At 67.7% G+C, this 23,407-nt stretch carries 25 protein-coding genes; 9 read left to right on the top strand and 16 right to left on the bottom strand.

Going from position 1 to position 23,407, the window contains the following annotated elements; translation table 11 throughout:
- Positions 1 to 647: 647 nt before the first annotated feature.
- Both QIS99_RS28660 and QIS99_RS28665 read left to right on the top strand, forming a co-directional pair.
- Complete coding sequence (locus QIS99_RS28660) at positions 648 to 1,358, top strand: hypothetical protein (protein ID WP_282516611.1); 711 nt, start codon at positions 648 to 650, stop codon at positions 1,356 to 1,358.
- Complete coding sequence (locus tag QIS99_RS28665; RefSeq protein WP_282516612.1) at positions 1,355 to 1,801, top strand: helix-turn-helix domain-containing protein; 447 nt, start codon at positions 1,355 to 1,357, stop codon at positions 1,799 to 1,801. Before QIS99_RS28660 ends, QIS99_RS28665 begins: the two co-directional genes overlap by 4 nt.
- Positions 1,802 to 1,906: 105 nt before the next feature.
- Here QIS99_RS28665 and QIS99_RS28670 read toward each other — a convergent pair whose 3' ends face one another.
- Both QIS99_RS28670 and QIS99_RS28675 read right to left on the bottom strand, forming a co-directional pair.
- A complete protein-coding gene (locus QIS99_RS28670; protein ID WP_282516613.1) occupies positions 1,907 to 2,296 on the bottom strand; it encodes a hypothetical protein in 390 nt (129 codons plus the stop codon).
- A 147-nt stretch (positions 2,297 to 2,443) separates the two neighbouring features.
- Positions 2,444 to 3,322: a hypothetical protein gene (locus tag QIS99_RS28675; protein WP_282516614.1), complete on the bottom strand. Its 879-nt coding sequence runs from the start codon at positions 3,320 to 3,322 to the stop codon at positions 2,444 to 2,446.
- Positions 3,323 to 3,564: 242 nt separating this feature from the next.
- Here QIS99_RS28675 and QIS99_RS28680 point away from each other — a divergent pair, with 242 nt between their 5' ends.
- The 3 genes from QIS99_RS28680 (at position 3,565) to QIS99_RS28690 (ending at position 6,849) form a co-directional block, all read left to right on the top strand.
- Positions 3,565 to 4,851, top strand: a complete 1,287-nt coding sequence (locus tag QIS99_RS28680; protein WP_282516615.1) for a DUF2637 domain-containing protein — start codon at positions 3,565 to 3,567, stop codon at positions 4,849 to 4,851.
- A gap of 255 nt (positions 4,852 to 5,106) precedes the next feature.
- Complete coding sequence (locus QIS99_RS28685) at positions 5,107 to 6,114, top strand: hypothetical protein (RefSeq protein WP_282516616.1); 1,008 nt, start codon at positions 5,107 to 5,109, stop codon at positions 6,112 to 6,114.
- Between the two features lie 24 nt (positions 6,115 to 6,138).
- Positions 6,139 to 6,849, top strand: a complete 711-nt coding sequence (locus QIS99_RS28690) for a zinc finger domain-containing protein (RefSeq protein ID WP_282516617.1) — start codon at positions 6,139 to 6,141, stop codon at positions 6,847 to 6,849.
- 114 nt (positions 6,850 to 6,963) lie between these two features.
- On the opposite strand, the gene QIS99_RS28695 is transcribed toward QIS99_RS28690, so the two are convergent.
- The 5 genes from QIS99_RS28695 to QIS99_RS28715 form a co-directional block, all read right to left on the bottom strand.
- Positions 6,964 to 7,302 carry a hypothetical protein gene (locus QIS99_RS28695; RefSeq protein ID WP_282516618.1) on the bottom strand — a complete coding sequence of 113 codons (339 nt, stop codon included), beginning with the start codon at positions 7,300 to 7,302 and terminating at the stop codon, positions 6,964 to 6,966.
- 258 nt (positions 7,303 to 7,560) lie between these two features.
- Positions 7,561 to 8,247, bottom strand: coding sequence for a hypothetical protein (locus QIS99_RS28700; RefSeq protein ID WP_282516619.1), 687 nt, complete (start codon positions 8,245 to 8,247; stop codon positions 7,561 to 7,563).
- Positions 8,247 to 10,868 (bottom strand): replicative DNA helicase, encoded by a 2,622-nt coding sequence (dnaB, locus tag QIS99_RS28705; protein WP_282516620.1) that lies wholly within the window; start codon positions 10,866 to 10,868, stop codon positions 8,247 to 8,249. Before dnaB ends, QIS99_RS28700 begins: the two co-directional genes overlap by 1 nt.
- An 89-nt stretch (positions 10,869 to 10,957) precedes the next feature.
- The gene (locus tag QIS99_RS28710; RefSeq protein WP_282516621.1) at positions 10,958 to 11,974 is read right to left on the bottom strand and encodes a hypothetical protein; all 1,017 of its coding nucleotides are present in this window, start codon (positions 11,972 to 11,974) and stop codon (positions 10,958 to 10,960) included.
- 329 nt (positions 11,975 to 12,303) lie between these two features.
- Complete coding sequence (locus QIS99_RS28715; protein WP_282516622.1) at positions 12,304 to 12,594, bottom strand: hypothetical protein; 291 nt, start codon at positions 12,592 to 12,594, stop codon at positions 12,304 to 12,306.
- Between the two features lie 265 nt (positions 12,595 to 12,859).
- On the opposite strand from QIS99_RS28715, the gene QIS99_RS28720 reads away from it, so the two are divergent.
- The gene (locus QIS99_RS28720) at positions 12,860 to 13,570 is read left to right on the top strand and encodes a hypothetical protein (protein ID WP_282516623.1); all 711 of its coding nucleotides are present in this window, start codon (positions 12,860 to 12,862) and stop codon (positions 13,568 to 13,570) included.
- A 209-nt stretch (positions 13,571 to 13,779) separates the two neighbouring features.
- Here the strand turns inward: QIS99_RS28720 and QIS99_RS28725 are convergent, their stop codons facing one another.
- Together QIS99_RS28725 and QIS99_RS28730 are read right to left on the bottom strand one after the other, a co-directional pair.
- A complete protein-coding gene (locus QIS99_RS28725) occupies positions 13,780 to 14,079 on the bottom strand; it encodes a hypothetical protein (protein ID WP_282516624.1) in 300 nt (99 codons plus the stop codon).
- The gene (locus tag QIS99_RS28730; RefSeq protein ID WP_282516625.1) at positions 14,076 to 14,378 is read right to left on the bottom strand and encodes a hypothetical protein; all 303 of its coding nucleotides are present in this window, start codon (positions 14,376 to 14,378) and stop codon (positions 14,076 to 14,078) included. Before QIS99_RS28730 ends, QIS99_RS28725 begins: the two co-directional genes overlap by 4 nt.
- 154 nt (positions 14,379 to 14,532) lie before the next feature.
- Here QIS99_RS28730 and QIS99_RS28735 point away from each other — a divergent pair, with 154 nt between their 5' ends.
- From QIS99_RS28735 to QIS99_RS28745, 3 genes are read left to right on the top strand one after another with little or no spacing between them, the layout of a single operon-like run.
- On the top strand, positions 14,533 to 15,312 hold the full coding sequence (locus QIS99_RS28735; protein WP_282516626.1) for an aminotransferase class IV family protein: 780 nt from the start codon (positions 14,533 to 14,535) through the stop codon (positions 15,310 to 15,312).
- A 45-nt stretch (positions 15,313 to 15,357) separates the two neighbouring features.
- On the top strand, positions 15,358 to 16,290 hold the full coding sequence (locus tag QIS99_RS28740; RefSeq protein ID WP_282516627.1) for a formylglycine-generating enzyme family protein: 933 nt from the start codon (positions 15,358 to 15,360) through the stop codon (positions 16,288 to 16,290).
- A gap of 57 nt (positions 16,291 to 16,347) precedes the next feature.
- The gene (locus QIS99_RS28745) at positions 16,348 to 16,674 is read left to right on the top strand and encodes a hypothetical protein (protein ID WP_282516628.1); all 327 of its coding nucleotides are present in this window, start codon (positions 16,348 to 16,350) and stop codon (positions 16,672 to 16,674) included.
- Between the two features lie 33 nt (positions 16,675 to 16,707).
- Here QIS99_RS28745 and QIS99_RS28750 read toward each other — a convergent pair whose 3' ends face one another.
- From QIS99_RS28750 to QIS99_RS28780, 7 genes are all read right to left on the bottom strand, one after another.
- Complete coding sequence (locus QIS99_RS28750; protein ID WP_282516629.1) at positions 16,708 to 18,015, bottom strand: hypothetical protein; 1,308 nt, start codon at positions 18,013 to 18,015, stop codon at positions 16,708 to 16,710.
- Between the two features lie 137 nt (positions 18,016 to 18,152).
- Positions 18,153 to 19,067: a ParA family protein gene (locus QIS99_RS28755; RefSeq protein ID WP_282516630.1), complete on the bottom strand. Its 915-nt coding sequence runs from the start codon at positions 19,065 to 19,067 to the stop codon at positions 18,153 to 18,155.
- Between the two features lie 32 nt (positions 19,068 to 19,099).
- On the bottom strand, positions 19,100 to 20,620 hold the full coding sequence (locus tag QIS99_RS28760; protein WP_282516631.1) for a ParB/RepB/Spo0J family partition protein: 1,521 nt from the start codon (positions 20,618 to 20,620) through the stop codon (positions 19,100 to 19,102).
- A gap of 141 nt (positions 20,621 to 20,761) precedes the next feature.
- Entirely contained in the window at positions 20,762 to 21,409 is a 648-nt protein-coding gene (locus QIS99_RS28765) for a hypothetical protein (RefSeq protein ID WP_282516632.1), read from the bottom strand.
- Positions 21,410 to 21,511: 102 nt separating this feature from the next.
- The gene (locus QIS99_RS28770) at positions 21,512 to 21,820 is read right to left on the bottom strand and encodes a hypothetical protein (protein WP_282516633.1); all 309 of its coding nucleotides are present in this window, start codon (positions 21,818 to 21,820) and stop codon (positions 21,512 to 21,514) included.
- 13 nt (positions 21,821 to 21,833) lie between these two features.
- Entirely contained in the window at positions 21,834 to 22,121 is a 288-nt protein-coding gene (locus tag QIS99_RS28775; RefSeq protein WP_282516634.1) for a hypothetical protein, read from the bottom strand.
- The gene (locus QIS99_RS28780) at positions 22,121 to 23,350 is read right to left on the bottom strand and encodes a 3'-5' exoribonuclease (protein WP_282516635.1); all 1,230 of its coding nucleotides are present in this window, start codon (positions 23,348 to 23,350) and stop codon (positions 22,121 to 22,123) included. The genes QIS99_RS28775 and QIS99_RS28780 overlap by 1 nt, the downstream gene beginning before the upstream one ends.
- Positions 23,351 to 23,407: the final 57 nt, after the last annotated feature.

Consider the following 23,407-nt stretch of genomic DNA (forward strand, 5'->3'; position numbering starts at 1 on the left):
GCTCCGCGACGCGATGTCGACTTCGCTCCGCGAAGTCGAGGGGCGGGCTGGAGGGTTGAGGGGGCGTCGGTTTTCGGGTGCCTGTTTCAAGATCGAATGGTTCGAGGAGCTGTGCTCCACACCTTCGGCGCGCAGAGCACAGGGAGTGAAAGGCCGTCAGGCAGCCCACGAGAGGGGCTCCTGCAAGGCTGCAAGTCCATGAGGCGAGAACCGCTCAGAGGGCTTTCAGAGAACGGATGATGGAGATCCCAGGACGTTCAGGTCGACACAGTCTGTGCCGAAGTCCGCCGTGCCCGTCCGCTGCGCAGCATCTAGCCCACCTAATACTGAGTGCGCGAACAAACCTGCAGGTCAGGCCGTTACGCGTCTGGGGATACGTCCCGGTTGATGGGACGTATCCCCGCTGTTGTGTCTCTCGTGAGGATGCATAACAGGACGTGTGTTTCAAGTAGACGCGACATTAGGAGTGTTGGCGTTTCAAGTAGAGGCAACATGCGGACGGCGGTTCGACGGTTGGCACAGAAGGGAAGTTGTGTCCCCCCAGGCGGGACACAACTTCATGTGATGTCGTGTCGGAGCGAAACCAATGTCAAGCACAGCTGACATACTGCGGCTCTGAAGGAACCCGACTCTGGGGAGAGCAGTTCGTGTCGATCCAGCCGAAGCGTCGTCGCACCCGTACCGATGGCGTGACGCAGCCGCGCCTCCCGATGCAGGATCCGGCGGCGGCGTGGGATCAACCGTTGCGACCAGTGGAGACGCTCGACGACCTCGCCAAGCGATATCCGGACCGGCCGGTGGGGTTGGGTCCCCGTCGGAAGAAGATGGAGTTCTACGGGCCGCCGGACCAGCCCCAGGGTTTTTCGCTGGACAGCCTTGAGTTCTTCTTCATCATCGCGCAATTCTTCCGAGAAGCCCTGCCACTGCGGCTGATCTTCCTGCTGATTGCTTGTCAGCGGGCAGGCGGCCAGATCCACTTGCGCCAGGACGACATGGCTACCGTCCTCGATGTCTCCCGAACGAAGGTGAACGAGGCTTTGGCCGTGATCATGTCGCACGGCATCGTGTTCAAGGTGAGGCGCGGGGTGTACCAATTCAACCCGCCCTACAGCTACCGCGTCGCCGAGTTCATCCCCGGTACCGAGAGCGAGGAGCCGCAGTACGTCAAGGTCGAGCAGAGCGACGCGATCAGGACGATCCGGGAGGATCAGACTCTGCCGAAGCTGGTGCGCTTCCCGTCTCTGGCAAAGATGCGCGAGGAGATCGAGAAGCTTCGTGAGGAGCGTGCCCAGGATCGAGCACGTCGGCGCGAGGAGCGGGAGCTGCGGAAGCAGCAGGAGGAAGGGGCCGGACAGTGAGCGGACTGCATTTCGCTGCGGTGAACGCGGAAGGCATTGTTGCTGACCTGGACTTGCTGCCAGCGGCGTACCGGGTGCTGCTGAAGATGCGCGCCCACAGTGAGGCGGGCGGCCGGATCGTGGTCGATCAGGGCACCATCGCCGAGTGGCTAAGCCTGAGCCGTACGGCGGTGAATGCGGCGCTTCGCGAGCTGGACCTGGCACAGCTAGTCATGAAGAAGCGGCCGGGGGTGTATCAGCTGAATCCGATGTTGGCGGCCTACACCTCGCCCGAGGACGCAGTGGCTGCTGTGCGGCAGATGCCGGCCAACCAACGGCTGAACTCTCCCGGCTTCGCTGACCGGTTCCGGTTGGCGGTCGAGGAGTACGAGGACCAACTCGCGGAAAAGCGGCGGCGCAAGGACCGGCAGAAGCGCCTGGAGGTCTTCCGCGCGGTTTCCTAGGTGATCAATTCCAAGGGATGCCTGCGGAGGGGGTGGGGCGGGCGGCGGCCGAAGACGGTCAGGCGGCGGGCTGCCGGCCCTGGTTGTCGAGGTGGCAGCGGGCGGTCAGGCGTCGAGGTCGACTTCGGGGTGCGTGAACCGCACGGGCTTGCCCAGCGACTGGGCGTAGGCAATTTCGGCTCGGGTGCTATCTCCGATGTAGTTGCCGACGACGAGCACCTCATCAGCGATCAGGATCTTCGCCCGGTGTAGATCGTCGAGTCGAACCTTCAGCGCCTCGGCCTCGACAGGATCGGACCAAAGTTCGTGCGGCGACTTCATGTCACAGCCCGGCTTGACGACAATCCTTCCGGCTTTGGTCTCCCGCAGATCGGCCTCGTTCATCTCGGTCATGAAGCGGGTGGAGCCGCAGATCGCGACGATATGCGGGAGGCTCAACAGCTTCTTCGCGTCGGCGAGTTTCGCCTCGGGGGTGCTCAGTTGCGGGTATGACACTGGTTCCTCCTGGTGGTGTGGCCCAAGGGGTGCCTGCGGTTGACGGTCCACATGTTGGGCAGGCGGGAGTGCTCGGGGTTCCTGTTCAGTTCGAGTGGGGTTGGAGGCAGTTCGGATGCCTCCAACCCCACCTGTGTGCTCTGCTGTTCAGCGGTCGCCGGCGAGGTCGGCGACTTCGCGGATCCGGGACTTTTGTCGCTCGATCTCGACCATCGATTCCTTCACTGCGGGTGTCTGGAACTTCTCCCCGTGCGGGATGTAGCGGTCGGACGGGTCGTACTCGTGGTGGTAGCGCAGGTCCCAGCCCTGAGTGTTGGTCTCGTAGCCGGAGACCAGGTGGGAAATGGAGTATGACTCTTCAGCGCCGACGGTGCGCTCGTACTCCTTGTGGATCAGGGCGAGTTCGGCCGCGGCCTTGTCCCAGTCCTTCGCGGCCGCCAAGACCTTGTGGTGGAGGTCGGTCAGCTTCATGACCTGGGCGCGCCAGTTGGTGTCGGCAGTGGAGAGCAGGGAGTCGTACGTGTCCTCCATCGCGGCGCGGGCCCTCCGGTAGGTGTTCCAGGGCATCGCCATGGAGCTGATCTGGGGGCGGGCCTTGAGGTGGAAGCGGGCGGTGCCCCACATCTCCGTTGCGGCGCGGTATTCCAGCTCGAGCATCTTCCTGTCCTCGGAGGACAGGTCGTCGTTGCCGTACGACTCCACGGGGCGGAGCGGTTCTTCCTCGCGCCCGGTGAAGGGTTTCCACGTGAACTTCCACTCCCCTTCGAAGCGGCCCGGTTCGGCGGAGACGAAGTTCGGGTGGTGGAACTTGGCGAGGGTGTCGGTGGTGGCGGTCATAGCTTCCTCCTGTGCGGCGATGGCGGTACGGGCGGTGTTCTTCGCGACTCCGCTGGCCTCTCGGATCTCCGCGAGGGTGGCGCCCGAGACGTGGGCCGCGTAGATGAGCGGGTCGCGGCGGTCGAACCAACTGCGCCAGATGCGCAGGTCGTTGAGGGCCGCCTGTTTCTTCTCAGCAGCGTTGTCCATGCCCACAACGGTACGGATCAATTTTGATACGACACAAGAGGGTGTATCAGAACTGGCCCAATCTGGCCTGAAGTCGCTTCCCGTGCGCCGTGGCTTATAGCTCGACTCGCGCACGCGCTTGACAAGCGTTCAGCGCCTGAACAACTATGGGCAAGTCCCAAGCAACTAACGGGTTATTGGGGCTAGGATGAACGCCCCTTCGGGGGAACCGCGCTGACCGCCCGTCACGGAGGAGAGCAGCAATGACCGACATCGAGCCGCCTACGTCCCCGGAGTCGGTGTCTCAGGAGGAAGCGCCGTCCAAGCGGCGTTTCCCGCCGCTGACCAAGGCCGAGAAGTGGACCTTCCCCTTCATCGTGCTGGGGGCGCTGGGTATCGGCGGCATCGGCCTGTTCATGTCCTTCGACAACGTCCGGGAGTACGTGGCCGAGGCCGGCGTCGACCACCCCGAGCTCGTGCCGATCGCCATCGACATCGCGATCCCGGTCTTCAGCCTGCTGTACCTGATCCTCATCCGTACGGACCGGCCGCTGGCCTGGCCGCGGTGGCTCGCCTGGGGTCTGACCTATGTGACGATCCATCTGAACGTGAACAGCACGAACAACCTCGACGCGCAGATCACGCACGCCGCGCTGCCCACGCTGTGGATCGGGATCACCGAGATCATCGCGCACATCTACCGGGTCGAGATCGGCGAGGCCAAGGGCACCCGGCCGGACCCGATTCCCGTCGTCGACTGGGTCCTGGCCCCGTTCGCCACCGCGCACCTGTACCGCTACATGCGGCTGTGGAAAATCCAGTCACACCAGGAAGGCCTTCAGAAGCGCCAGCAACGCATGCGCGCCATTACCGCGCTCCGCAACAGCTACGGCCGCGCCTGGCGCTTCAAGGCCCCCCTCGACCTGAGGAGCGAGCTCCGCCTCGGCGAGCTCACCGACGTGAAGGTCTACGAGGCGAAGCAGCTCGGGGATGACCCCACGACCGAACAGCTCCTGAAGATCGCCATCTCGCGCGCCGGCACCAACACTCCGCCCGCGCCGCAGATCCTGGCCGTTCCGACGGAGCCCCGGCGCGAGCTGGAAAACACCGAGGAGCAGACCGCCCTCCCCGTCGGGTCGCGCACCGTGGAGGCCGCACCGGAGCAGGACGAGCCGTACGTGTCGGCCAGCATGAGCAGCCCCGAGGCCTCTCTCCCAATCCCGGAGCCGCGCAGCGAGCAGGCGGAGGCCCACATCCTCCAGGCGCAGGCCCTGCGCGTTCAGAGCCCGGTGATGTCCTCGGTGCCGTCGGTGGAGAGCAAGGAGGAGCGCGTCGCACGCGAGCAGCGCGAGGAGGCCACGCGAACTAGCCAGAAGGCGGCGGCGTACGACGCCGTTGTGCAGGTCGTGGTCGAGATGCATGAGCGTGGAGAGGCCATCAGCGGACCCGCCATCGCCGAGCGCCCGGACATCTCCGTCGGCCCCCGCACCGTTCAGCGGTACCTGAAGAAGATGGAGCAGGAGGGCGTCCTCAACAGCACCGAGGACTGATCCAGGCGTCAACTTGCAGGCGTGGGCCGGAGCTTGTTGCTCCGGCCCTCCGCTCTTTTGCCCTACCCTTTATGTCGGGTCGCTTGAGTCGCTGACGACCCTGGTCGAGTAGTCCGGCCCGTGACCGGACGGCGACGACACCAGAACCCGCGCAGCGGGAATCGGACGACGGTCGAAGAACTCCACTGCCAGGTACCCCTGTACGCCCAGGTGTGCCCGGGTCACGGGACCGCGCATGCCGCGAGGGGACCTCCCATGGGAGCCAAGAACCACGCCCTGAAGAGCGCAGCCCGCCGCCGCGCCGACAGGACGGGCCAGTCGTACGAGGCCGCGCTGCAGGACGTGCGCCGGGAGTACGAACGCGGGGCATTCGCCGACGACGGCCAGGAGCAGCCGGAAACGATGGGCTTCGCCGAGCCGGTCGGCGCCAGCGAGTACCGCAAGTCGTCGTACGTCACCGGGTACATGGTCGCCTGGGGTGTGCAGGAACTCGTCGACGAGGATCAGCTCCTGGCGCTTGTCGAGCACGCCGAGAAGCACGGTAAGCCCGGAGCGACGGACCCGCTCGTGTGCTTCCTGTGCGACCGGCCGGTCGTGGTGACCCGCGAGCGTGAAGTCCATCTCGGTCTCGCGCTGCGCAAGGTGCAGAGGCCTGGCCAGCGGGAGGCCACCGAGCTGCAGATGCCGGTGTGGACGCACGAGGAGTGCGGCGGGACCCGCATCTGGTCCTGGTCGCAGCTCGCCCTGGAACGCCGACGCCGCAGGCTGCACGTTGATGAGGCCGATCTGCCGCCCAAGGAGCGCCGCCGCGGCTTCACCCCGACCGAGGACTACTGCGTCTTCACGGCCCCCGACGACAGCCCGCCCCTGTTCTATCTGCAGCCGGGCGACGGCCACCGGCACGGCCCGCTGGGCTTCCGGGCCGACCGCCTCTCCGACGGGCTGCCAGCAGTCGACTTCACTCAAGGAGACGAACCGCGGCCCCTGCCGGAGTGGACGATCGCCTCGGACCGCACGGGGCTGCTCCACATCGAGCGGCAGGGCACGGGGCGCTGGTACCAGCCGCCCGCCCCGTGGACACCGCCCGCCGCGTGGCTCGCGGCCGCGCACTACCACGGCACCGCCATCTTCCTCACGGCCCCGGCCGGCTCGGTTCCGCCCGAGCACCTGGAGGTCGCCGCCGGCGACCTGTCCGACCTGATCGCCGTGGGCCGCGACCAGCTGCTCTACGGCGGCGTCATGACCATCTCCGGTCTCGTCTGAACCATCCGCAGAAGGGAACTTGACGTGCAGCACCACGATGACGACGCGTACGAGACCGAGGCAGAGGCCGAGCTGACCGACGTCATGGCCGGGGCGAGGATCACCCTGGACGAGCTCGCGGTCGAGCTTGCCGGCGTGGAGCTCCGGCTGCGTCGGCTCGCCCGCGCGGCCGAAACTCCGGCGACTCCGGTCGAACTCGCCGACACCATCGACTTCCTGCGCTCCACGGCCACCCGCCTGCGCGAGACTGGCGAACAGACCGGTCTCCTGGCCCGGATCGTGAACGGTGACGCCCCGCTCGCTCGCACGTTCACCAGCGGCGATCCGTGGGGTGCAGCAGCCCGAGGCACCGACCGAGAGGACTTCGGCGGCCCCGCTCTCGTGCCCAGCCAGCGGCGGCTGCTCCACCTGGCCCGCACCGCCCAACTCGGCGGAAGTACCGAGAAGTCGGCGAAGACCACCACGTACGCCGACGCGATGGGCGACGTGGGGCGCGGGTGGGAGTCCAAGGCCGCCACCGTTCGTCGCCTGCGCGAGCGCAACCGCGCAGTCGCGGTCGAGGTCCTGCGACTGCCCTGCGAGAGGTGCGATGCCGGGCCGGGCAAGCAGTGCCGCACCAAGAACGGATGGACCTCCGACAAGGCGCACGTCCAGCGACAGCGCGAGGCCGAGGCGACCGTGGACCAGCGCCTTGGGTTTCTGGACATCAACCCCGTCCACGTCGCGGAGGTCTGACGCAAGCAGTTCCTGGACTGCTGCGTGACAGGCGGTCAGACACCAGGAGGAGGGTGGTGCCGACCAGATGCTGGCACCACCCTCCTGCTTTCAGCGCCCTTCGTGCGACGGCGGCTACAGCCACTTGAACGCGGAGCGGAGGGTCGACGCCGCGCCGCCCAGGTTGTCGGCGATGAGCCGCCCGTCGAACTCGTACGGGTCGTCCAGAGCGTCCATCGCCGCGTCGGACGCGACGTCCAGGACGTCGGCGAGGGCCTCGTTGACGCGTGCGGCCTTCAGCTCCTCGATGACCTGGTCGTGGTCGTCGCCGTTCCGGATGGCGTCGGCCATCATCTGCAGCGCGGCGGCAGCGGCACGGGCGAGATCGGCGCTTTCGGAGTCGCGGTCCGCCTCGGCGGCCTTGTACACGGCGGCGGTCAGCACAACGTCCTTCGCCACGATGTCCTTCGTCATGCTTCCTCCAAGGTCAGCAGCTGCCATCCACTCCATAATAATGTTCAGGCGCTGAACACTTGTCAATACAACGAACGGAAGTGGGGGTCTCGTGAGAGACCCCCACTTTGCTACCTCAGGAGGGCTACTTGGTCCGGACCACGGCCCTCAGAGGCCTACGGAAGGCAGGTGAGCGCTCATGGCGAGCAAGAACGATGGGCGAGTCGTTGCGGTTCAACATCACGTTCCCCCGTTCTTCTGCGAGTTGCGAGTTGCGAGTCAGAGGGAGAAGCCGACATGGCCGACCTCGTAGTACAGCTCGGGCGGAGAGCCGAGGTCGCCGGCGTTGTCCATCCAGGCGGTGTCCATGTCGACCTCGTCGTCGGCCGCCCAGGAGCCGACCAACTTGGTCCAGGCCTGCTCTGAGGGCCGGTATGTACGCTCGGTCGCCCGCTTCTGGGCGCCCTGGGCCTGCGGGCGTACGTCCCGGTGGTCCACCGGGATCACACTCATTCGCTGGCCGCGGGCACGCTCCAGGACCTGCCCTTCGACGGAGGCCCGCACCTTCTGCGGCAGCCGCGTGCCGGTGCGCGCCCAGTTGCGGGCCTTGAGCTGCCAGTAGGCCCGGTTGATCCGCTCCTTGTTCTCGTCGGTGGGGGTTGCGGGGTTCCGCTTGCGGAACCAGTTCCTCGCCGTGCGCCGCTTGACGCCGGCCTCCTCCATCGCTGCGGTGCCGCCCTTGTGGGTCTTGAGGTAGGCCAACTGGGCCCTGTGGCTGGGGGAATCGTCGCGGCGCGGCACGATCTCGCCTTCCTCCATGAGGATGCGCACCTCGGAGGACATCTGTGTGTCGAAGGCCTTGCCTCCGGAGTCCTCGCCGCGCCCCCAGGGCAGGCGGCCGGCACCGCCCAGGAGCGATCCGCCGGAGTGCCGCTCCCTGGAGCGCCGGGTCTTCTTGCCCGCCATCAACGCTCACCTGCCTTCCGGACCCGCTTGGCCTTGATCTGGTTGAGGGCGCGGCCCTGGGTGAACAGCTGCTTGCCGTTGCGCTGGGAGGCCCAGACGTCGCCGGTGAGGTGGAGTTCGTCGGTGCCACCGACGTGGACGATGCCGAGGCCGGCCTCGTGCGCGCGGACGGCCTTGCGGCGGAGGTTGGCGAACGCGGCCCCCCGGATGATGTGCACCCAGTCCGGTCGGCCCAGGTCCCGGTTCGCGCGGGAGTCGCCCATGGTGGACACCAGCTTGCTGTACATCGCGGACACGTAGCCCTTGGTGACGGAGTCTCCGGTCTCGATCGCGGTCATCCGCGCCGTGTTGAGGACCTGGACCACATCCTTGAAGAGCGCCGCAGTGCCGGGGGCGACGTAGGCCTCCAGGATCGTGGGCATCTCGCAGAGGGAGCCGTACGACGGTGAGGCCATGTCGCGGATCCCGAGGAGGATCGACGTGGGAACCCACAGGGACCCGGCCGTCTCGCGGTCGTCGCCGAGCGGGTTGGGCAGGTGCGGGTGGTCCCAGGCGATGGGCTTGATCCTCACGATGCCCGAGAGGTCGGCGCCCCTGCCGTAACAGTCGAGGTCGTCCCAACTCCAGCCGTCGCCCTCAGGGTTGTGGGTGAGGCTCCGTACGGGCAGGTGCGCGGACTGCAGCGCGCCGAGGTAGGCGGCGTTGACGTCCAGCTCGGTCACCTCGACGTCGTCGGGCAGCGGCTTGTTGCTGCGGTACTTCGGGCGGGCCTCCCAGACGTCGTCGGATGCGTCCCTGCGCTTACGGACCAGCGGGTCCGGCATCTTGGGGTACGCGGTCGGTTCGTACGCGGACTCGACGCGGGTCTGCGCCCACAGCTCCATGACGTCCGGGATCGCCGAACCGCCGTCTCCGGCGAGCGCGTTGAGCGCGGCCTCCTGATCGCCATTGTGCTCGTCGAGGGCGCGCGCCACCCTGTCCGCGACGAAAGACTCGAGCCTGGCCTTGGCGTTGGGAGCCTTGCACCGGGGCGCGGCTGCCGGCTTCGGTTCGGACGCCTTCGGCGCGGGCTTTTCGGCCGCCGCGGGCTGGGCCGGAGCGTGAGCCGCCGGGGACTCAACCGGCTGCGGTTCCTCTGGAGTTGCCCCGGAAGGATCTTGTACGGCGTTCTGCGGCACTGCGGTGATGGAGGGCAGAGTTCGGGCCGTCCGGGGGGCCGGGAGCGCCTCAGTGGCCTTCTGGGGCGTTTCGCGCCGGGGCAGGGTGTTGCGGTAGTCGCGGTCGGAGCCCATATCCCGGAACTGCGACAGGTGCCCAGCGAAGGCGACGGTGAGGGTGCAGGTGGGCGCGTTGCGGCACTTGCCCATGATCAGGTCGGCCTCGCCGGCGCGCGGGCTGTCCTTCTCGTAGACGTCGGGGCGGTGGAGCAGGATCACCATGTCGGCGTCCTGTTCGACAGCCCCGGACTCGCGCAGGTCGGACACCACGGGCTTCTTGTCCTCGCGGGACTCCGGGCCGCGGTTGAGCTGCGACAGGGCGATGATCGGGACGTTGAGCTCCTTGGCGAGGAGCTTGAGGCGCCGGGAGATCTGCGCGACCTCCTCCTGGCGGTTGCCGTGGGAGCGGCGTCCAGACTCCAGGAGCTGCAGGTAGTCGACTGCGATGAGCTCGATGCCCTCACGGCTGTGCATCTCACGGGCCCGCGTGGCGATCTCCGCCATGGTCAGGTTGGGGCTCGTGTCGACGAACATGGGCGCGTCGATCATCTCGGGCAGCCGCCTCCCGATCCGGCCCCAGTCGTCCTCGGTCAGGGTGTAGCCGCGGATCTTGTGGAACCCCACCCCGGCCTCGGCGGAGAGGACCCGCTGGCCGATCTCCAGGTCACCCATTTCCAGGCTGAAGAGGGCTGTGGGGATGTTCTGCTGGATCGCCACAGCGCGCAGGAAGTCCATCGCGAGCGTGGACTTGCCCATGGCGGGCCGCGCCGCCACGACGACGAGCTCGCCCGGCTGGAATCCGTTGGTCAGCTGGTCGAGGTCCGTGAACCCGGTCAGCACGCCCTGGCGGTTCTCGGTGTCCTCCTGGTCGTCGACCGTCCGCTCCAGGATCTGGCCGAGCCGCTTGTACGGGACGCGGGCGCGGGCATCGCGGTGCGCGACGTGCAGCTCGGCCTCGTGGCGGTCGCACATCTCCGCCAGCTCGGCCTCGCCCGCGTACAGGTCCTGAATCGCACGAGTGTGAACCGCGATCGAGTTGCGGCGGACCGCGCACTCCCGCACCCGCTCCGCGTACCACTCACCGTTCGCGGCGGTGGGAGCAGAGCCCGCGAGGATGCTGACGTACGGGATGCCGCCGACGCGGGCGAGGTCTCCGCGGCGCTCAAGTTCGGCAACGACCGTGATCTGGTCAGCGGGCTCGCCCCGGTCGTTGAGGGCGCAGATCGCGTCGAAGACCGACTCGTGCGCGGGGCGGTAGAAGTCGGGCCCGGTCAGCACGGAGCGCACCTCGACCAGCGCGTCGACGGTCAGGAGCATGCTGCTCAGCGCCGCCTGCTCGGCCTCGAGGTCCTGAGGCGGTACACGGGTGAACTCTCCATCGGAGCCGCCCATTACGGTGTTCATACATTCCCTTCCGGGGATTTCGTCGCGGCGCCCGGCCGGTCCCACACCTTCGGGCGCCGCTTCCATTTGTACGGAAGCTGCGCTGGTCGTCAGGCGCGGTTGGCCAGGGCGGCGAGGACGGCCTTGCCCATGCCGCGCGGAGCCGGGGGCTCGATCCGGCAGAGCGGGCAGCCGTCCACCGTGCTCAGGTCCGGGTGCCGCTCGCACCGGTCCGGACGGACCGCCTTCGGGGCGGGCCGGGACGGCGACGGGGGCGAGGGCAGGTCGCGCAGCACCGAGACGTACACCCCGGCCAGGCTCTTGCGCACCTCGGACGGGCGCACTTCACGTTCCAGGTGCGCCCGCAGGTCCTGCGGCGCCCACCCTGCCGACAGCGCAGCAGCAACCGGCTCGTACAGCCGGGCACAGGACCTGGGCCCCTGCCGGTCCATGCCGGGAAGGCCGGCGACGAACTGCTCGACCTCGACGTCTTGTTCTGCGGGCTTCCGCGCAGCGGGAACCTCCGGCGCAGCCGGAGCAGATGCAGGGCTGTCGAGGGTCTTCTCGTCCTCCTCGTTTGTGGGAGCTTCAGCCGTCGACGCTCTTGTGGTTGAGGAGGAGGGAGGGGAGGAGGAGGTCTGTTCTCGGTTTGTATAGGAGGAGTCCTGGTTTTCCGGATCCTGGTTTCCCGGATCCTGAAAATCCGGATCCCGGGACTCGGTATCCGTGCTGGTCGGGCCGGGTTCCGGATTTTCAGGATCCCGGCCTGACCTGGGCTTCTTCCGGTCGTTGGGGTCCGAGCGCTCCTCGGGCGGCACGGCGTAGGGGTACACGAAGGCGACCCACTCGTGATGTCCGTTCTCGGTGCGGACCAGGTCCCGTACCAGGAAGCCTTCCGCCTCCAGCTCGTAGGACGCTGTGTAGAGGGCGTCGCGGCCCTCGATGCGCGTGCAGCCGCGGCGGCGGCGCTGCTTGACGAGCTCGCGGGCGTCAGGGATCTCGGCGCCCTCGGGGAAGCGGAGCCAGCGCACGAGGAGCCCGAGCGCGCGGCAGGAGAGGTCGGCGTCCTCGGCCTTGTTGTCGACGGCGATGAATCCCGGCCGGACCTTGGCGCGGTAGACCTTCATCGCGCACCTCCCGCCTGCAGGCAGGCGGACGAGGTGAGCTGGCGGGCGCCGGAACCGGGGATGACAGAAATGTCTCGGTTGTGGTACCTGGCGCTCTCGATGAGCAGGGCGAGCACTGCTACCCTCCAAAGGGTTGGGCAGACACACACCGCGGCCACTGGCCGAAGTGCTTCGACATTGGGTGTTGGGCAGACACACGAGCCTGGTGAGGGCTGTGTGGGCAAAGGTGTGCGGTCAGCTTCGGGCGAGGTCTCCGGGTGGTGCCGGGGGCCTCGCCCACTTTTCGGCGACGAAACTCCCGCCCGAGCTCGACCCTGAGGTCTAGGGGCTCATGCGGCAGATGCCTCCTTCGAATCTCCGCGACCGCGGCGGCGGGTCCAGATCCGACCGTTCCGGCGGGACTCCAGCTTCTCGCGGCGGATGTTCATGATCTCGGTGGTGACCCGGTCCGCCATCCGCGGATCCGACGCGTACAGGCGCAGCAGGGCCTTGGTGATGTCGGTGGTAGACGCGGCGTTCAGAACTCGGGCCTCCTCCAGCGCGGCGTACTCCGCCTCCGGCAGGTCTGCCGTGACGCGGGTCGAACGGCGTGCGTGATCCTGGTCCGGCTCGTCGGCCATCTCGCCAACCCCACTTTCTACTGAGGTAATCCTGAAGCTTAGCGGTGTAGCAGCTGATACTAGAGGGTCCTGCGTCGTGTGTCGCCACTGATGTTTGAAGTCGGGTCAGGTCATCGCAGCAGCAACGGAGATGCACCCTCCCGGAGTTCCCTCCCCTCCGCCCGACGACCTCAGCGGCTCGCAGGCGCAGGCCAGTTGACGTGGTCTGATGGTGTCGAAGCGGTGCGGCCACGACAGGACCAACTATGCCGGAAGGGGGCTGTGGATGACGGAAGTGAAGGTCGCGCTCGCGCACGACGGCCGCAGCTGGGTAGACGGAGTTGAGGTACGGGCCGCCGATGGCACCCTCGACGGAGCTCGCGCGGCCGCGCTCAAACACGTTGCCCGCCTTGCCCGTCAGAGGCGCGGGCCCGTACTCGTACGCGCTGAGGATCCCGACGGGCAGGTCTGGGAGCTCGCGGTCGGCATCGACGGAGAAGTCGTTGAAGCGAGCGACGCCCACCTGCTCGCCGACGATCCGGACGCCCAGCAGGTGCCGGCCGAGCTCGAGGTCCGTGTGGCCACCGTGAGCGAGGCGCTCGCCGCCGACCGCGGATACATCGCCCTCAAGCTCGCCGAGGACCTCGACGCCGACCTCGGCCAACAGCACGGCCTGGAGCACCCGCACGCTCTGCGCGCGAAGGAACTGCACGGACACGTGCACGCCACCGCCCGGGAAGGCCGCGCGGTCGAGGCCTGCGCGCTCTACCTCGAAGCGGCGCGCGGCTGGAGCCGACTCAACAGCCCGTCGTACGAGGGCGCGCTGCAGCGCGCCCTCGCGCTGTGGGGCGAACTCGCCGACGATCCCGCGCGGATCGTGTGGCTCGGCGAGCAACTCGTCGACCTCCTGGTCCTCGACGGCAGCCGAGCCCAGCCGACCGCGGCCGCCATCCAGCGGCGCATCGACGCGCTGCGCCTGGAGCTCCCGCAGGCGTGACGGGCGCAAGGGTGCGAAGCAACAGGTCGACGGCACGAGGGCTCCTGGAAAGACGGGAAGGCCCTCGACCTCCGGTCAGTGTTGGGCAGACATGGAGGTCGAGGGCCGCTTGAGCGAGGCCGGTGTGTGCGGTGGTGGGCCCGGCCTCGCCGAACTCTCGGCGTCCCGGCACGGGGAACGCGGGTTGGGCCGAGAGGCTTTGGCCAGGCCTAGGTCGAGGCCGGCACCTTGTGGTGGATCGTGCGGTCGAGGAACCGCGAGCGGGCGCGGCCGTCGATGCGGCGTACGCCGCTCCGGGCCGAACTGATCGCACGCGAGGCCTGGTCCAGCAGCTCGTCGGCCGCGCGCAGTTCGTCCAGCACGTCACCGGTGAACGCCCAAGTCCCCTCGGGCGCGTAGGCGGTCAGCAGCTGTGCGAGCTGGGCGGTGAGGTCGGTCATGAGCGCGGGGAGCTCGGCACGGTCGTCCGGGCTGTAGTCGTCGGAGCTGAGGTTGAGGGGGCGGCTCATTCGGGTCCTCCATCGCGAGGATGGTCGTAGTCGGTGGGGCTCAGGTCGGCTATCTGCGGGTTCCATTCACGGCCGCCTCCTGGAGGCCGCAGCCACGCCCTGCTCAGCTGGCGCTTCTCGCGGGGGAACCCGAGGTCGACGACCTCACCCCACTGCCGTCGGGCCGTGTCGAACACCGTCGCGCCTAAGCGGAGCCACGACGGAGTGTTCACAGGCTCGGAGCCGATCAGGACTTCGAGGTACCAGCGGCGTTCTGCCGCGCGGCGCAGCAGGCGGCCGCAGAGCGAAGGCGTGGTCATCAGAGTCCAAGGGGTCGGTTCACCAGGGCTTCTTCAGCCTCCACTGAAAAGTGGACAGGAGGAACGGACGCCTACTGAGCTCGGACCGAACTTTTCAGAACTTTCATGCCGGAGGCCCGGGACGCGCCTGGTGGCAGGCTGCAAGACTGGGGCCATGGCAGAACTGAATGGACGCCCCGTACACCCCGACGCCCTGGCCGCCCTCGCGCTGACCAACTACGGGCACTTCACATCCATGCGCTGCGACAACGGGAGGATCCGAGGCCTGCAGCTGCACATGGAGCGGCTCGTCCGCGACTGCCGCGAGGTCTTCGGCGCTGAGCTCGACGTCGACCGCGTCCGCGAGTACGTACGCCAGGGAGCCCAGAACCGGCAGGGCAGCTTCGTCATCCGCGTGACAATCTTCGACCCGGACCTGCAGATGGGCCACCCCGGAGCCGAAGCGCACCCGCAGATCCTTGTCACGGTCCGGTCCGCTGGCGAATTCCCCGCTCCCCCGATGACCGTGCGGACACAGACCTTCACCCGTGACACCGCCCAGGTGAAGCACATGGGTCTCTTCCCCCAGCTCAAGGCCCGGCGCGAGGCTCAACTGGCTGGATCCGACGACGCGCTCTTCGCCGATGCCGACGGCGTGATCAGCGAGGGCGGCACCTGGAATGTCGGCTTCGTCGATCAGGACGGCGCTGTCATCTGGCCCGAGGGTCCCGTACTGCCCGGAGTCACCATGAAGTTGCTGCAGAACGCGCACCCCTACCGCACTCAGCAGGTCACCCTCAACGACCTGAGCCAGATGCGGGCGGCCTTCGCCACCAACACCTCCATCGGTGTCCGCCCCATCACCGCCATCGACGACCGGACCTTCCCGGCGGACGACCCCACCCTGGACAAGCTCCGCTCGCTCTACGCCGACATCGCCGGCGACGAGCTGTAGGCGCGCCCCTCCCCCACAGAAGAATCGCCAAGGAACGGTAGAACCGTGCCACTCGTAACGAACTGGACCGGCAAAGAGGTTCGCGCGCTGCGTACCGCGGCGAGGATGAGCGCGGCCGCGCTCGCCGAGCGGATCGGCGTCAGCGAGCGGGCCGTCACCAAGTGGGAGACCGAGAACGTGCAGAGCGTCCGGATGGAGAACCAGGCCGCTCTGGACACGCTCCTCGCCCAGGCCAACGCCGACGTACAGGGCCGGTTCGTCGGCCTGCTCACCAGCGAACCGAACATCCCCCCACAGCAGATCGTCGAACAGCCGGTGTTCTCCGGGAAGTACGTCCGCCACCCTAAGGACGGCAAGCCCATGGCCTGCGTCGCCGCCGGCATCTACCTGTCAGGCGAGGACGGCGAGCCCGAGTTCGTCGACGAGTTCTACATCGACGCCCACCCCGTGACGAACGCCGATTACGCGCGGTTCGTCGTGGCCACCGGCCACCACCCCCCGAAGCACTGGCCGGAGGGCAGCCCGCTCCGTGAGCTCTACGACCACCCCGTGGTCGAGGTTTCCTGGCTGGACGCATCCGCGTACGCGGATTGGGCAGGAAAGCGGCTCCCGTCCGCGAGCGAGTGGGAGAAGGCCGCGCGCGGGACGGCTGGGAAGACCTTCCCCTGGGGGGAGCAGCCGACTCCGGCCAAGTGCAACGTCCGCGAGACGGGCATCGAGTCCACAACCCCCGTGTCCAAGTACCACTCCGGGGCTTCCCCGTACGGGGTGTACGACATGGTCGGCAACGTGTGGGAATGGCTGCGAACTCCCGCAGACCGGAAGACCGGTACCTACCAGCTCAAGGGCAGCGCGTTCAGCTCGTTCTTGTTCCAGGGCGCGCCGTCGAGCTACAACGAAGCAGCCGACTTCATGCAGGACGACGACACCGGCTTCCGATGTACCGCAGCACCTGAGCAGCTGGACGAAGCCGCCTGATCATGGGGAGGGCTCGCAACGATCGTTGCGAGCCCTCCCCATGTGCCTGCTCACCGCATGCCGCCCGTCGCCCACGGGATCGGGTACGACACCGCGGGCTCGGGGCGGGGCCGCGGGACGTCCTTGAACTCCACCGGGTACTGCACGGTCGACCTCGGCCCCGGCCTCGAAGGTGACTTCTGCGCCGCACCGCTCGCCCCGGTCCCCGAAGCGCTGTACGCCATCACGATCGCGACGACCGATACGAAGATGGTCATTTCCCGGCGGGCGCCCGCCGGCCACCGCCAGTGGGCGCGCACCTGCGTGCCGTCCGCCTTCTCGTACCGGCCGATGAACGGCATGCACTCCCCCAAGGTCGTCGATCCACAACGCAACGCCCAGTGAAGCAGGCCCTACTGACAACCAGTCAGACCATGATCAGCCACGCTTGCGGCGTTGAAACAGCGGACGAAGTACCTCCCGCCAGCTCCGAGGCCGCTGTTCAGGACCCGGTGCCGGCACTGCCGGTGGTACGGGAGGCGGCACGGACGGCTTCGGCGGCACCACCGGGCCGAGCGTGCCTTCGTCGTCGTGGGGTGCAGCAGTCGAGGCGTCCTCTTCGGCGGCCTCGGGCTGCGGTCGTGGAGTTGGAGCCGCCGGATCAGCAGGCGATGGCGGGGCGGCGGGAAGCGGCGTGGGAGCTGGCGGTTTGACAGTCTCCGCAGCAGGCGTTGAGGGTCGGGCCGCTTCCGCCTTCAGCTGCTCCTGCTTCGCCCGAGCCTGCTCGCGCGCTGCCCGCTTCGAGCTGTTCCACCGTGCCGCCTGTACTCGCTCCAGGCGCTCCATGACGTCGTGAGCCTCGGAGGGGTGGAAGCCGAGCTTCCCGACGCGCAACGTCGACAAGCCGATCTCGACCAGCCCCCACCACTGCGCCCCAGGTGCAGGGACGGGGTGGCTGATCCGCCAGTCCGTACGGCGCCACTCGATCCCCGCCCAGTCGAACTCCTCGCCTCGCCGCGGCTCGTGCTGGAACTCGTGCCCGCCATACGGCACGAGCACGTTGTCCCCGTCGACCCAGTACACCGCTCCCCCAGCATCGACGATCTGCAGCTGCTGCTCGGTCGGCCGGACCCGACGGTGCCGCACGGACTCCGTCTCCCCCGCCGGCCGCACGGACTTGTCACGCAGGCCCCCCTGGCGGAAATGCGTCAGGTTCTCGGCGAAGAACCACACGTGCCGAGCCCCCGTGCCGTACGTGTGCCGAACGGCCGCTACCCGGCGGCGCACCGACTCCTCCGTCAGCTCCCCGCGCTGCCGCTCGATCACGAGCATTTGGTCCCCGTCCTTCGCGACGACTACGGGCGGCACCGGGGCGCCGTCATCGGGTGGTTGAGGGCACTCGATCCGGGTGGGGGTGCCGGGCCAGGCCCTTACCAGGTGATCGCGGAGGTCGATGATGACCTCGACCTCCTGGTCGACGCGCTCGCGTACCTCGGCGCGCGCCCCGCATAGGTCTTCAGCATCAACCACCTGGAGGTCGTCGGCCTTGCGGCTGCCGTGAGCGAAGCGGGGCCGGTACGTAGAAGTCGGGCCGCGGCGACGGGACAACGACATCGGTTTATGGCAACTCAGGCACTGGTAGCGGCCGTTGTCGAGCGTGCCCTCGGGTAGCGCGTCGGCGCTGCTGGGATCGTCGGTGAGCACGATGACCTGGCGCGTTCGCGCATCTCTCGCTCGCAGAGTCATAACCACGATCATGCTGCTTCAGCGCCCTGCCGTCAGGGATACGTCCGCTTCCTTAAGCGCATCTGGACCTGGGTACCGCACCTGCGGCTCGACTCAGCCCTCGTGTTTCCTGCGGGAAACACGTCGTACGTACGAGCTCAGGAGATCTGAGTGAAGCCGAGGGCTGTGGCGACCTTGTTGTATTCCTGGGCGGGCATGCTGTTCGGCGCCAGGATCGGGACGGGGCACTCGTCCCGATAGATCGACGGGATCACTCCTGACCAGTGGATGAGGGGCAAGAGGACGTCGCCGTAGGTCTCCTGAAGCTCTCCAAGGGTCTTCCAGTGCTCCGCTCTGCCGAAGCTGCTGTTGGGCGCACAGCAAACAAGGACACGCTTCATCTCGGGCTGGATGCCCTTGACCGCGTACTTCCGCAGGTCCCTGATCTCCTGGAGCTTCTTCTCAAGCCGGACGAGCGCGTCGCCCTCCTTGAGGGTGCACAGGATCGGCGGGATGACCTCCCCGTCGACGTTCTTATCGAGGGCGACGAACGCGGTGACGGTGGCGCGGCCGTAGGTAGCGGGGCAGTCAATGAGGACGGCGTCCCACTGCCCGTCCATATCGGCCAGGCCTTCGCGGAGCCAGTAGGAGTCGGCGCACTTGGGGTCGTTGAGGAGCCGCTCGGCTTCGTCAACGTCGGGATCGTTGCTGTTCGCCGGCACGATGTACACGTTCTCGATTGGGTCGTACGCGTCGTCCGGGTCCTCGGGGTCGATCTCGTCGGCCTGGTAGCGAGCCTGAACAACGGCCTCTTGGAGAGAGGCCTCCTGCTTCATCACCTGGATGATGCCGGGCTGGCCGTCACGGAACCTTCGGTAGCCCAGGATCTGGCTGGAGTTGCACTGAGGGTCAAGGTCAATGACGAGCACCTTGTATCCGCGCGCTCCGAGAATCGCAGCAAGGCTCGTACAGGAACTGGTCTTGGCGGTACCGCCGGCCTTCAACGCGAAGACCAGGACGCGGGTCTTGTCGAGGGTCCGGATACGGGCCTCATGCGCGATGCTGGCTGTCATTGGTGCCTCCGGGGAGCGGGAAGAAGAGGTGGTCACTGCGCCTCGGAGACCAGCCCGAGGAGCTCCTGCTCGTACTCGGTGGGCTCGTACGCCACAGCCTTGTTGGTGATGAGGAAGTTCACGTGGGCCTGGGCGCGCTCATCCCAGGTGTGGGTGTGGGCAGAGGCGTGCGCCTCGTTGGCAGCCAGCGCGATGGCGAATGCAGCCCGACGCTTGAGGTTCACGTCGTCGCTTTCAGAGAGCTTGGTGAAGTAGGTGGAGGGCCACCGCTCGTTCTTCGGCCCCTTACCCAACTCACTGAGCCAGGAGTGAGCGAGAGCGGCAGCGCTCTTCCACTCGCCGGGGCTGAGGACGGCGTTGACCAGGAGCGTGGTCAGTTCGGGTGCGCTGGAGTACTTCTCCTGTGCGAGGAGCAACTGACAGGCGAGGCTGCGACGCTCGGCAGACTCCACCGCAGCCGTGCGTCTGTCCCGCTCCTCCTGGTCCTGGCTTTCATCCCCTCCGGCCTGCAGGTCTGCAGGCTTCGAGCTCTCTCGACCGCGCTCGTTTTCGCCACCCGTCGCGCTCTGATGGGGAATTGGCACCTCGGCAGCGACGTTCTCAGCGGCAGCCCCAGCAAGCTCGCCCGAGGTGCCCGTCTCGCCTGCTTCGTGTTTCCCATGGGAAACACCGGCTGCCTTGGGGCCGTCCTGCCCGGCATCGGAGGCACTGGCAGCGTCGATCTTCGTGTTTCCCACGGGAAACACGGTCGACTGGATCTGCAGGCGGCTCTTCGCAGCCTCTGCCGTGAGGCCCTCGTCGCGCATCCAGCCGAAGGCGCGCAGCTGCAGTTCGTGCGCGGTCTCAGAGTCTTTCTTCTTGTCCGTGTCCCTGACCGTCGACAGCACGTATCCCTCACTGTGTGACAGCCGACGCTCGTGGATCTCTGTCTGGACTTCTTGAGGAAGGACGAGGAGGTTCAGGAACTTGCTGACCGTTCCGCGGTTGCTGTAGCCCGAGCGTTCCGCGATCTGCTCGCCGGTTAGCCCGCGCTGTCGCAGTAGGTCGAGTTGCAGGGCTTGTTCGATGGGGGAGAGATCGTCACGGTCCTGGTTCTCGGAGATCAGGTTCTGTTCGACCGTACGGTCCTTGGCCCAGTCGTTGCGCAGGATCAGAAGCATCGGCTTGCCAGCAGCCTGCGCTGCAGCGTGCCTCCGATGTCCGGGACCAAGGATGTATGTGCGGTCCGGGTACTCGACCTGTTCTTTCCACTCCGGATAGCGCTCGATGAAGAGCGTGGTTTTCATGGCGGCGCCCGGGGTGTGGACGCCCTGACGTTCCACGCTGGCGATCATCTCGTCCATGTTCCGAAGCGCGAGACGACGGTTCATGGGGTTGGGGCCCACGTCGGCCGGGTCATGCTCGAACAGCTCGCCTTCCTCCGGCTCCAGCGCATGAATCCCGGAGGGCTGGCCAGACGGCACCGTGTTGCTGGCAGCAGCTTCGGCACGCGCCTCGGCGAGCTGACCGCCCCCCTTTTTCCGCTTGGGCTTGCGGCGCTCTGGGGTCGACATGGAGGTCCTCCAGGATGGTGCTGTACCGACGCATCGAACCCTAGCGGTCCTTAGAGCCAGCCCATGGTGCACCGGCTGGATACGGGGCGCTCCTGGGAGCCCTGGGCTCCAGTGAGGGATGGACCTGAATTTGGCGCCTGACTATTCGGTCCACAGCAGGTACAGGTCGACCGGCACCGGTTCGGGCTGGACGCCGGTGATGACCCACCGGAAGTAGGCCTCGACTCCGCAGAGGTTGACGCGGATGTCGTGGTCGGCGGTCTCGTAGGGCTCGCTGATGGCGCGCAGGTTCCAGGCGAAGCCGAGCTGCGTGGACTGGATGACTCTGCGGCCGTGCAGGTTGGTGACCGTACGGGCGGGCACCGGGATCCGGGCTCCGGGCTGGTCCGGAGCCGGGGCCAGGCGGCGCAGCAATGCTCCGGCGTCTGCGGAGGACGGCTCGGGCGGCACAGGCTGATCGGCGGTCGGCGCTTCGTACGGGAGTCGGTGCTCGACGTACAGCCGCTCCAGCGGGACCCGTCGCGGATAGACGGGGCGGTCGGGGATGATCCTGCTGCGCCAGTAGTCGATCTCGGGCAGCACGTCGACCACGGCACCGTCGGAGCCATGCCGGACGGTGCCGATGATCCGGAGGTCGGTGATGATGCCGACGTCGGGGTCCGCGACAATCCCGCGGTGCCCGTGGAGGTCGGGCGGCATGTGGGCCGCGGGCACGGGCACAGCGGACGGCGGCACCTGCCGGTACCACGCGTCCTCGATGTCCAGCCGTCGCGGCGTCTGCTCCTCCACGCGAGCAGTATCCCCCGCGTACGGGGTGAGCAGACGAGGAGGCAGGGCCGAACATGCGGGAGGGCGGGCAGCACAAGGCCACCCGCCCTCCCGTGAACTTCCTCAGCAGGCCGGGTGGTTGAGCCTGCGGACCTCCAGCGCACCCCGGATCGCCCAGTACGGCGAGGTCGCGGCGAGGAACGCCACGATCAGAGCGCCGAGCAGGACCAGACCCATCCCGAGCAGACCGCCAGCGAGCGCAAGCACGTCCCAGAGACCGGAGCCCGCCGCGGCGTCCTCCGCGAGCGGAACCAGGCCGAGGCCTACGACCCCGCCCAGGACGCCGACGGCCAGGAGGCCGAACGCCTTGGCGTAGGTCTCGTAGCCCCGCCTCCACAACGGCATGGTCAGCTGGACCATGAGCATGCGCACGATTCGTTTCTCCTCAGGAGTGGTTCGGTCGGTCGGAGCTCTTCGGCTGTGTCCTGCTGAGAAGAGCGGCGGCGCCGCTTCCGCCCAGCTTGTAGACCCACCAGATGCCGCCGAAGGACGGTCCCACGACCGCGCCGATGATGGCGCCGCTGGCCAAGGCCTGGACGCCATAGGCCACGCCGAAGAAGAGGCCGATGAGCAGTGCTCCGGCGATCAGCCCGATTACCAAGAAGCCAACGAGGCGGTGCAGTTGCTGCCAGTCCTCGGGTTTCCAGCTCTCCGCGTTCAGACGCCAACGCATCAGTTGCCCTCCCCCTTTTCCGTGACCTCATCGTCTCGCACCGAGCCGGAGAACGGGGCCTGGTCGGGATGGTTGGCGCCCATGAGGCGGCGCAGCACGGCGGAGGCCGGGATGCTGTTGACGCGGACGTCCGGCGCGGCCTCACGGGCGCGGGACAGCGCGACGCTGCGGTCCCAGCTGCGCTCCTCCATCCACGAACGGTCCTGCAAGTCGTCGAGGGAGGCCTCGGCGAAGGTGCCGTCGGGCCCGAGGAGCTCGTTGAAGTGGCTGACTGTCCAGCGGTCGTGCTCCCACTCGGCGACCGTGAGGGTGTAGTGGCCGGCACAAGGGGCGTGCTCGGGCAGGGCGCACACCTCGTAGCAGGTGGGCCGTACGACGGCCTGTACCTCGGGGCCCGACTCCGTCTGACCGTCGTCACGCTCCCAGGTGCACTCGGGGATGTGGGAGCAGTCGCGGCGCTGTTGCTCGGCCAGTGCACGGGCGGCCTGCTCCTCGTGCGCTTTGAGGAGCGTTGCGACTTCCTCGAGGTTTCCCTGCCGTGCTGCCTTGGTGACCGAGGAGAGCAGCCGGTCCATCAGGACGAGTTCGCCCTCGAAGAACTCACCGCGCATCTGCGCGCCGTCGAAGCGGAACAGCGTGCCGCGGGCGTTGGCCGTGCGGTAGCGCGCGAGTTCGGCGGCCTCCTCGATGGGCAGCGTGGGCGGGAGAGTGGAGAGGTCAGCGTGCCGGTGCAGCGTGCGGGCGTAGTGGGCGTCGGCCAGAGCGTGGTGAACGTCGCCGTCGTGCTCGGGCAGGTTCTCCTTGAGACCGGCCGCGCCGACCACGTGCCAGAGCTCGTGGATCGTCGTCGGGATCTGCCGGGGCATCTCCTCCCAGTCATGCCCCCAGAGCCCCAGCAGCCGGAAGTGATCTTGAGTGCCGAACCACGCGTACAGCTCCGCTCGCTCGGTGCCGTCCTTGGCGAAGAACTGGGCGAGCTCGGCACGGATCTGGTCGAGCGGCTTCACGTCGGGGTGGGCGCGGTCAAAGGCGAGTGTCCAGGTGCGCGGCAGCGAGGGCCACACGTTCTCGCGCAGCCACGTGTGAGCCTGCACGGCGGCGTAGTCGTGGTCGGCGTTGACGGCGTAGTACTCGTTCCCGGAGTCATCGACCAGGCCGATGGACACAAGGCCGCGGTTGCTGGTGTTGGACGGGATGTACTCGGTGTCGAGGTAGATCTGGCGGCTCATCGGGCGCTCCTTGGGTCTCGGTTCGAGGGTGCCGGGCGGGTCTGACATCGCGGCCTT

Source organism: Streptomyces solicavernae, assembly GCF_029968095.1.
GTDB classification, from domain to species: domain Bacteria; phylum Actinomycetota; class Actinomycetes; order Streptomycetales; family Streptomycetaceae; genus Streptomyces; species Streptomyces solicavernae.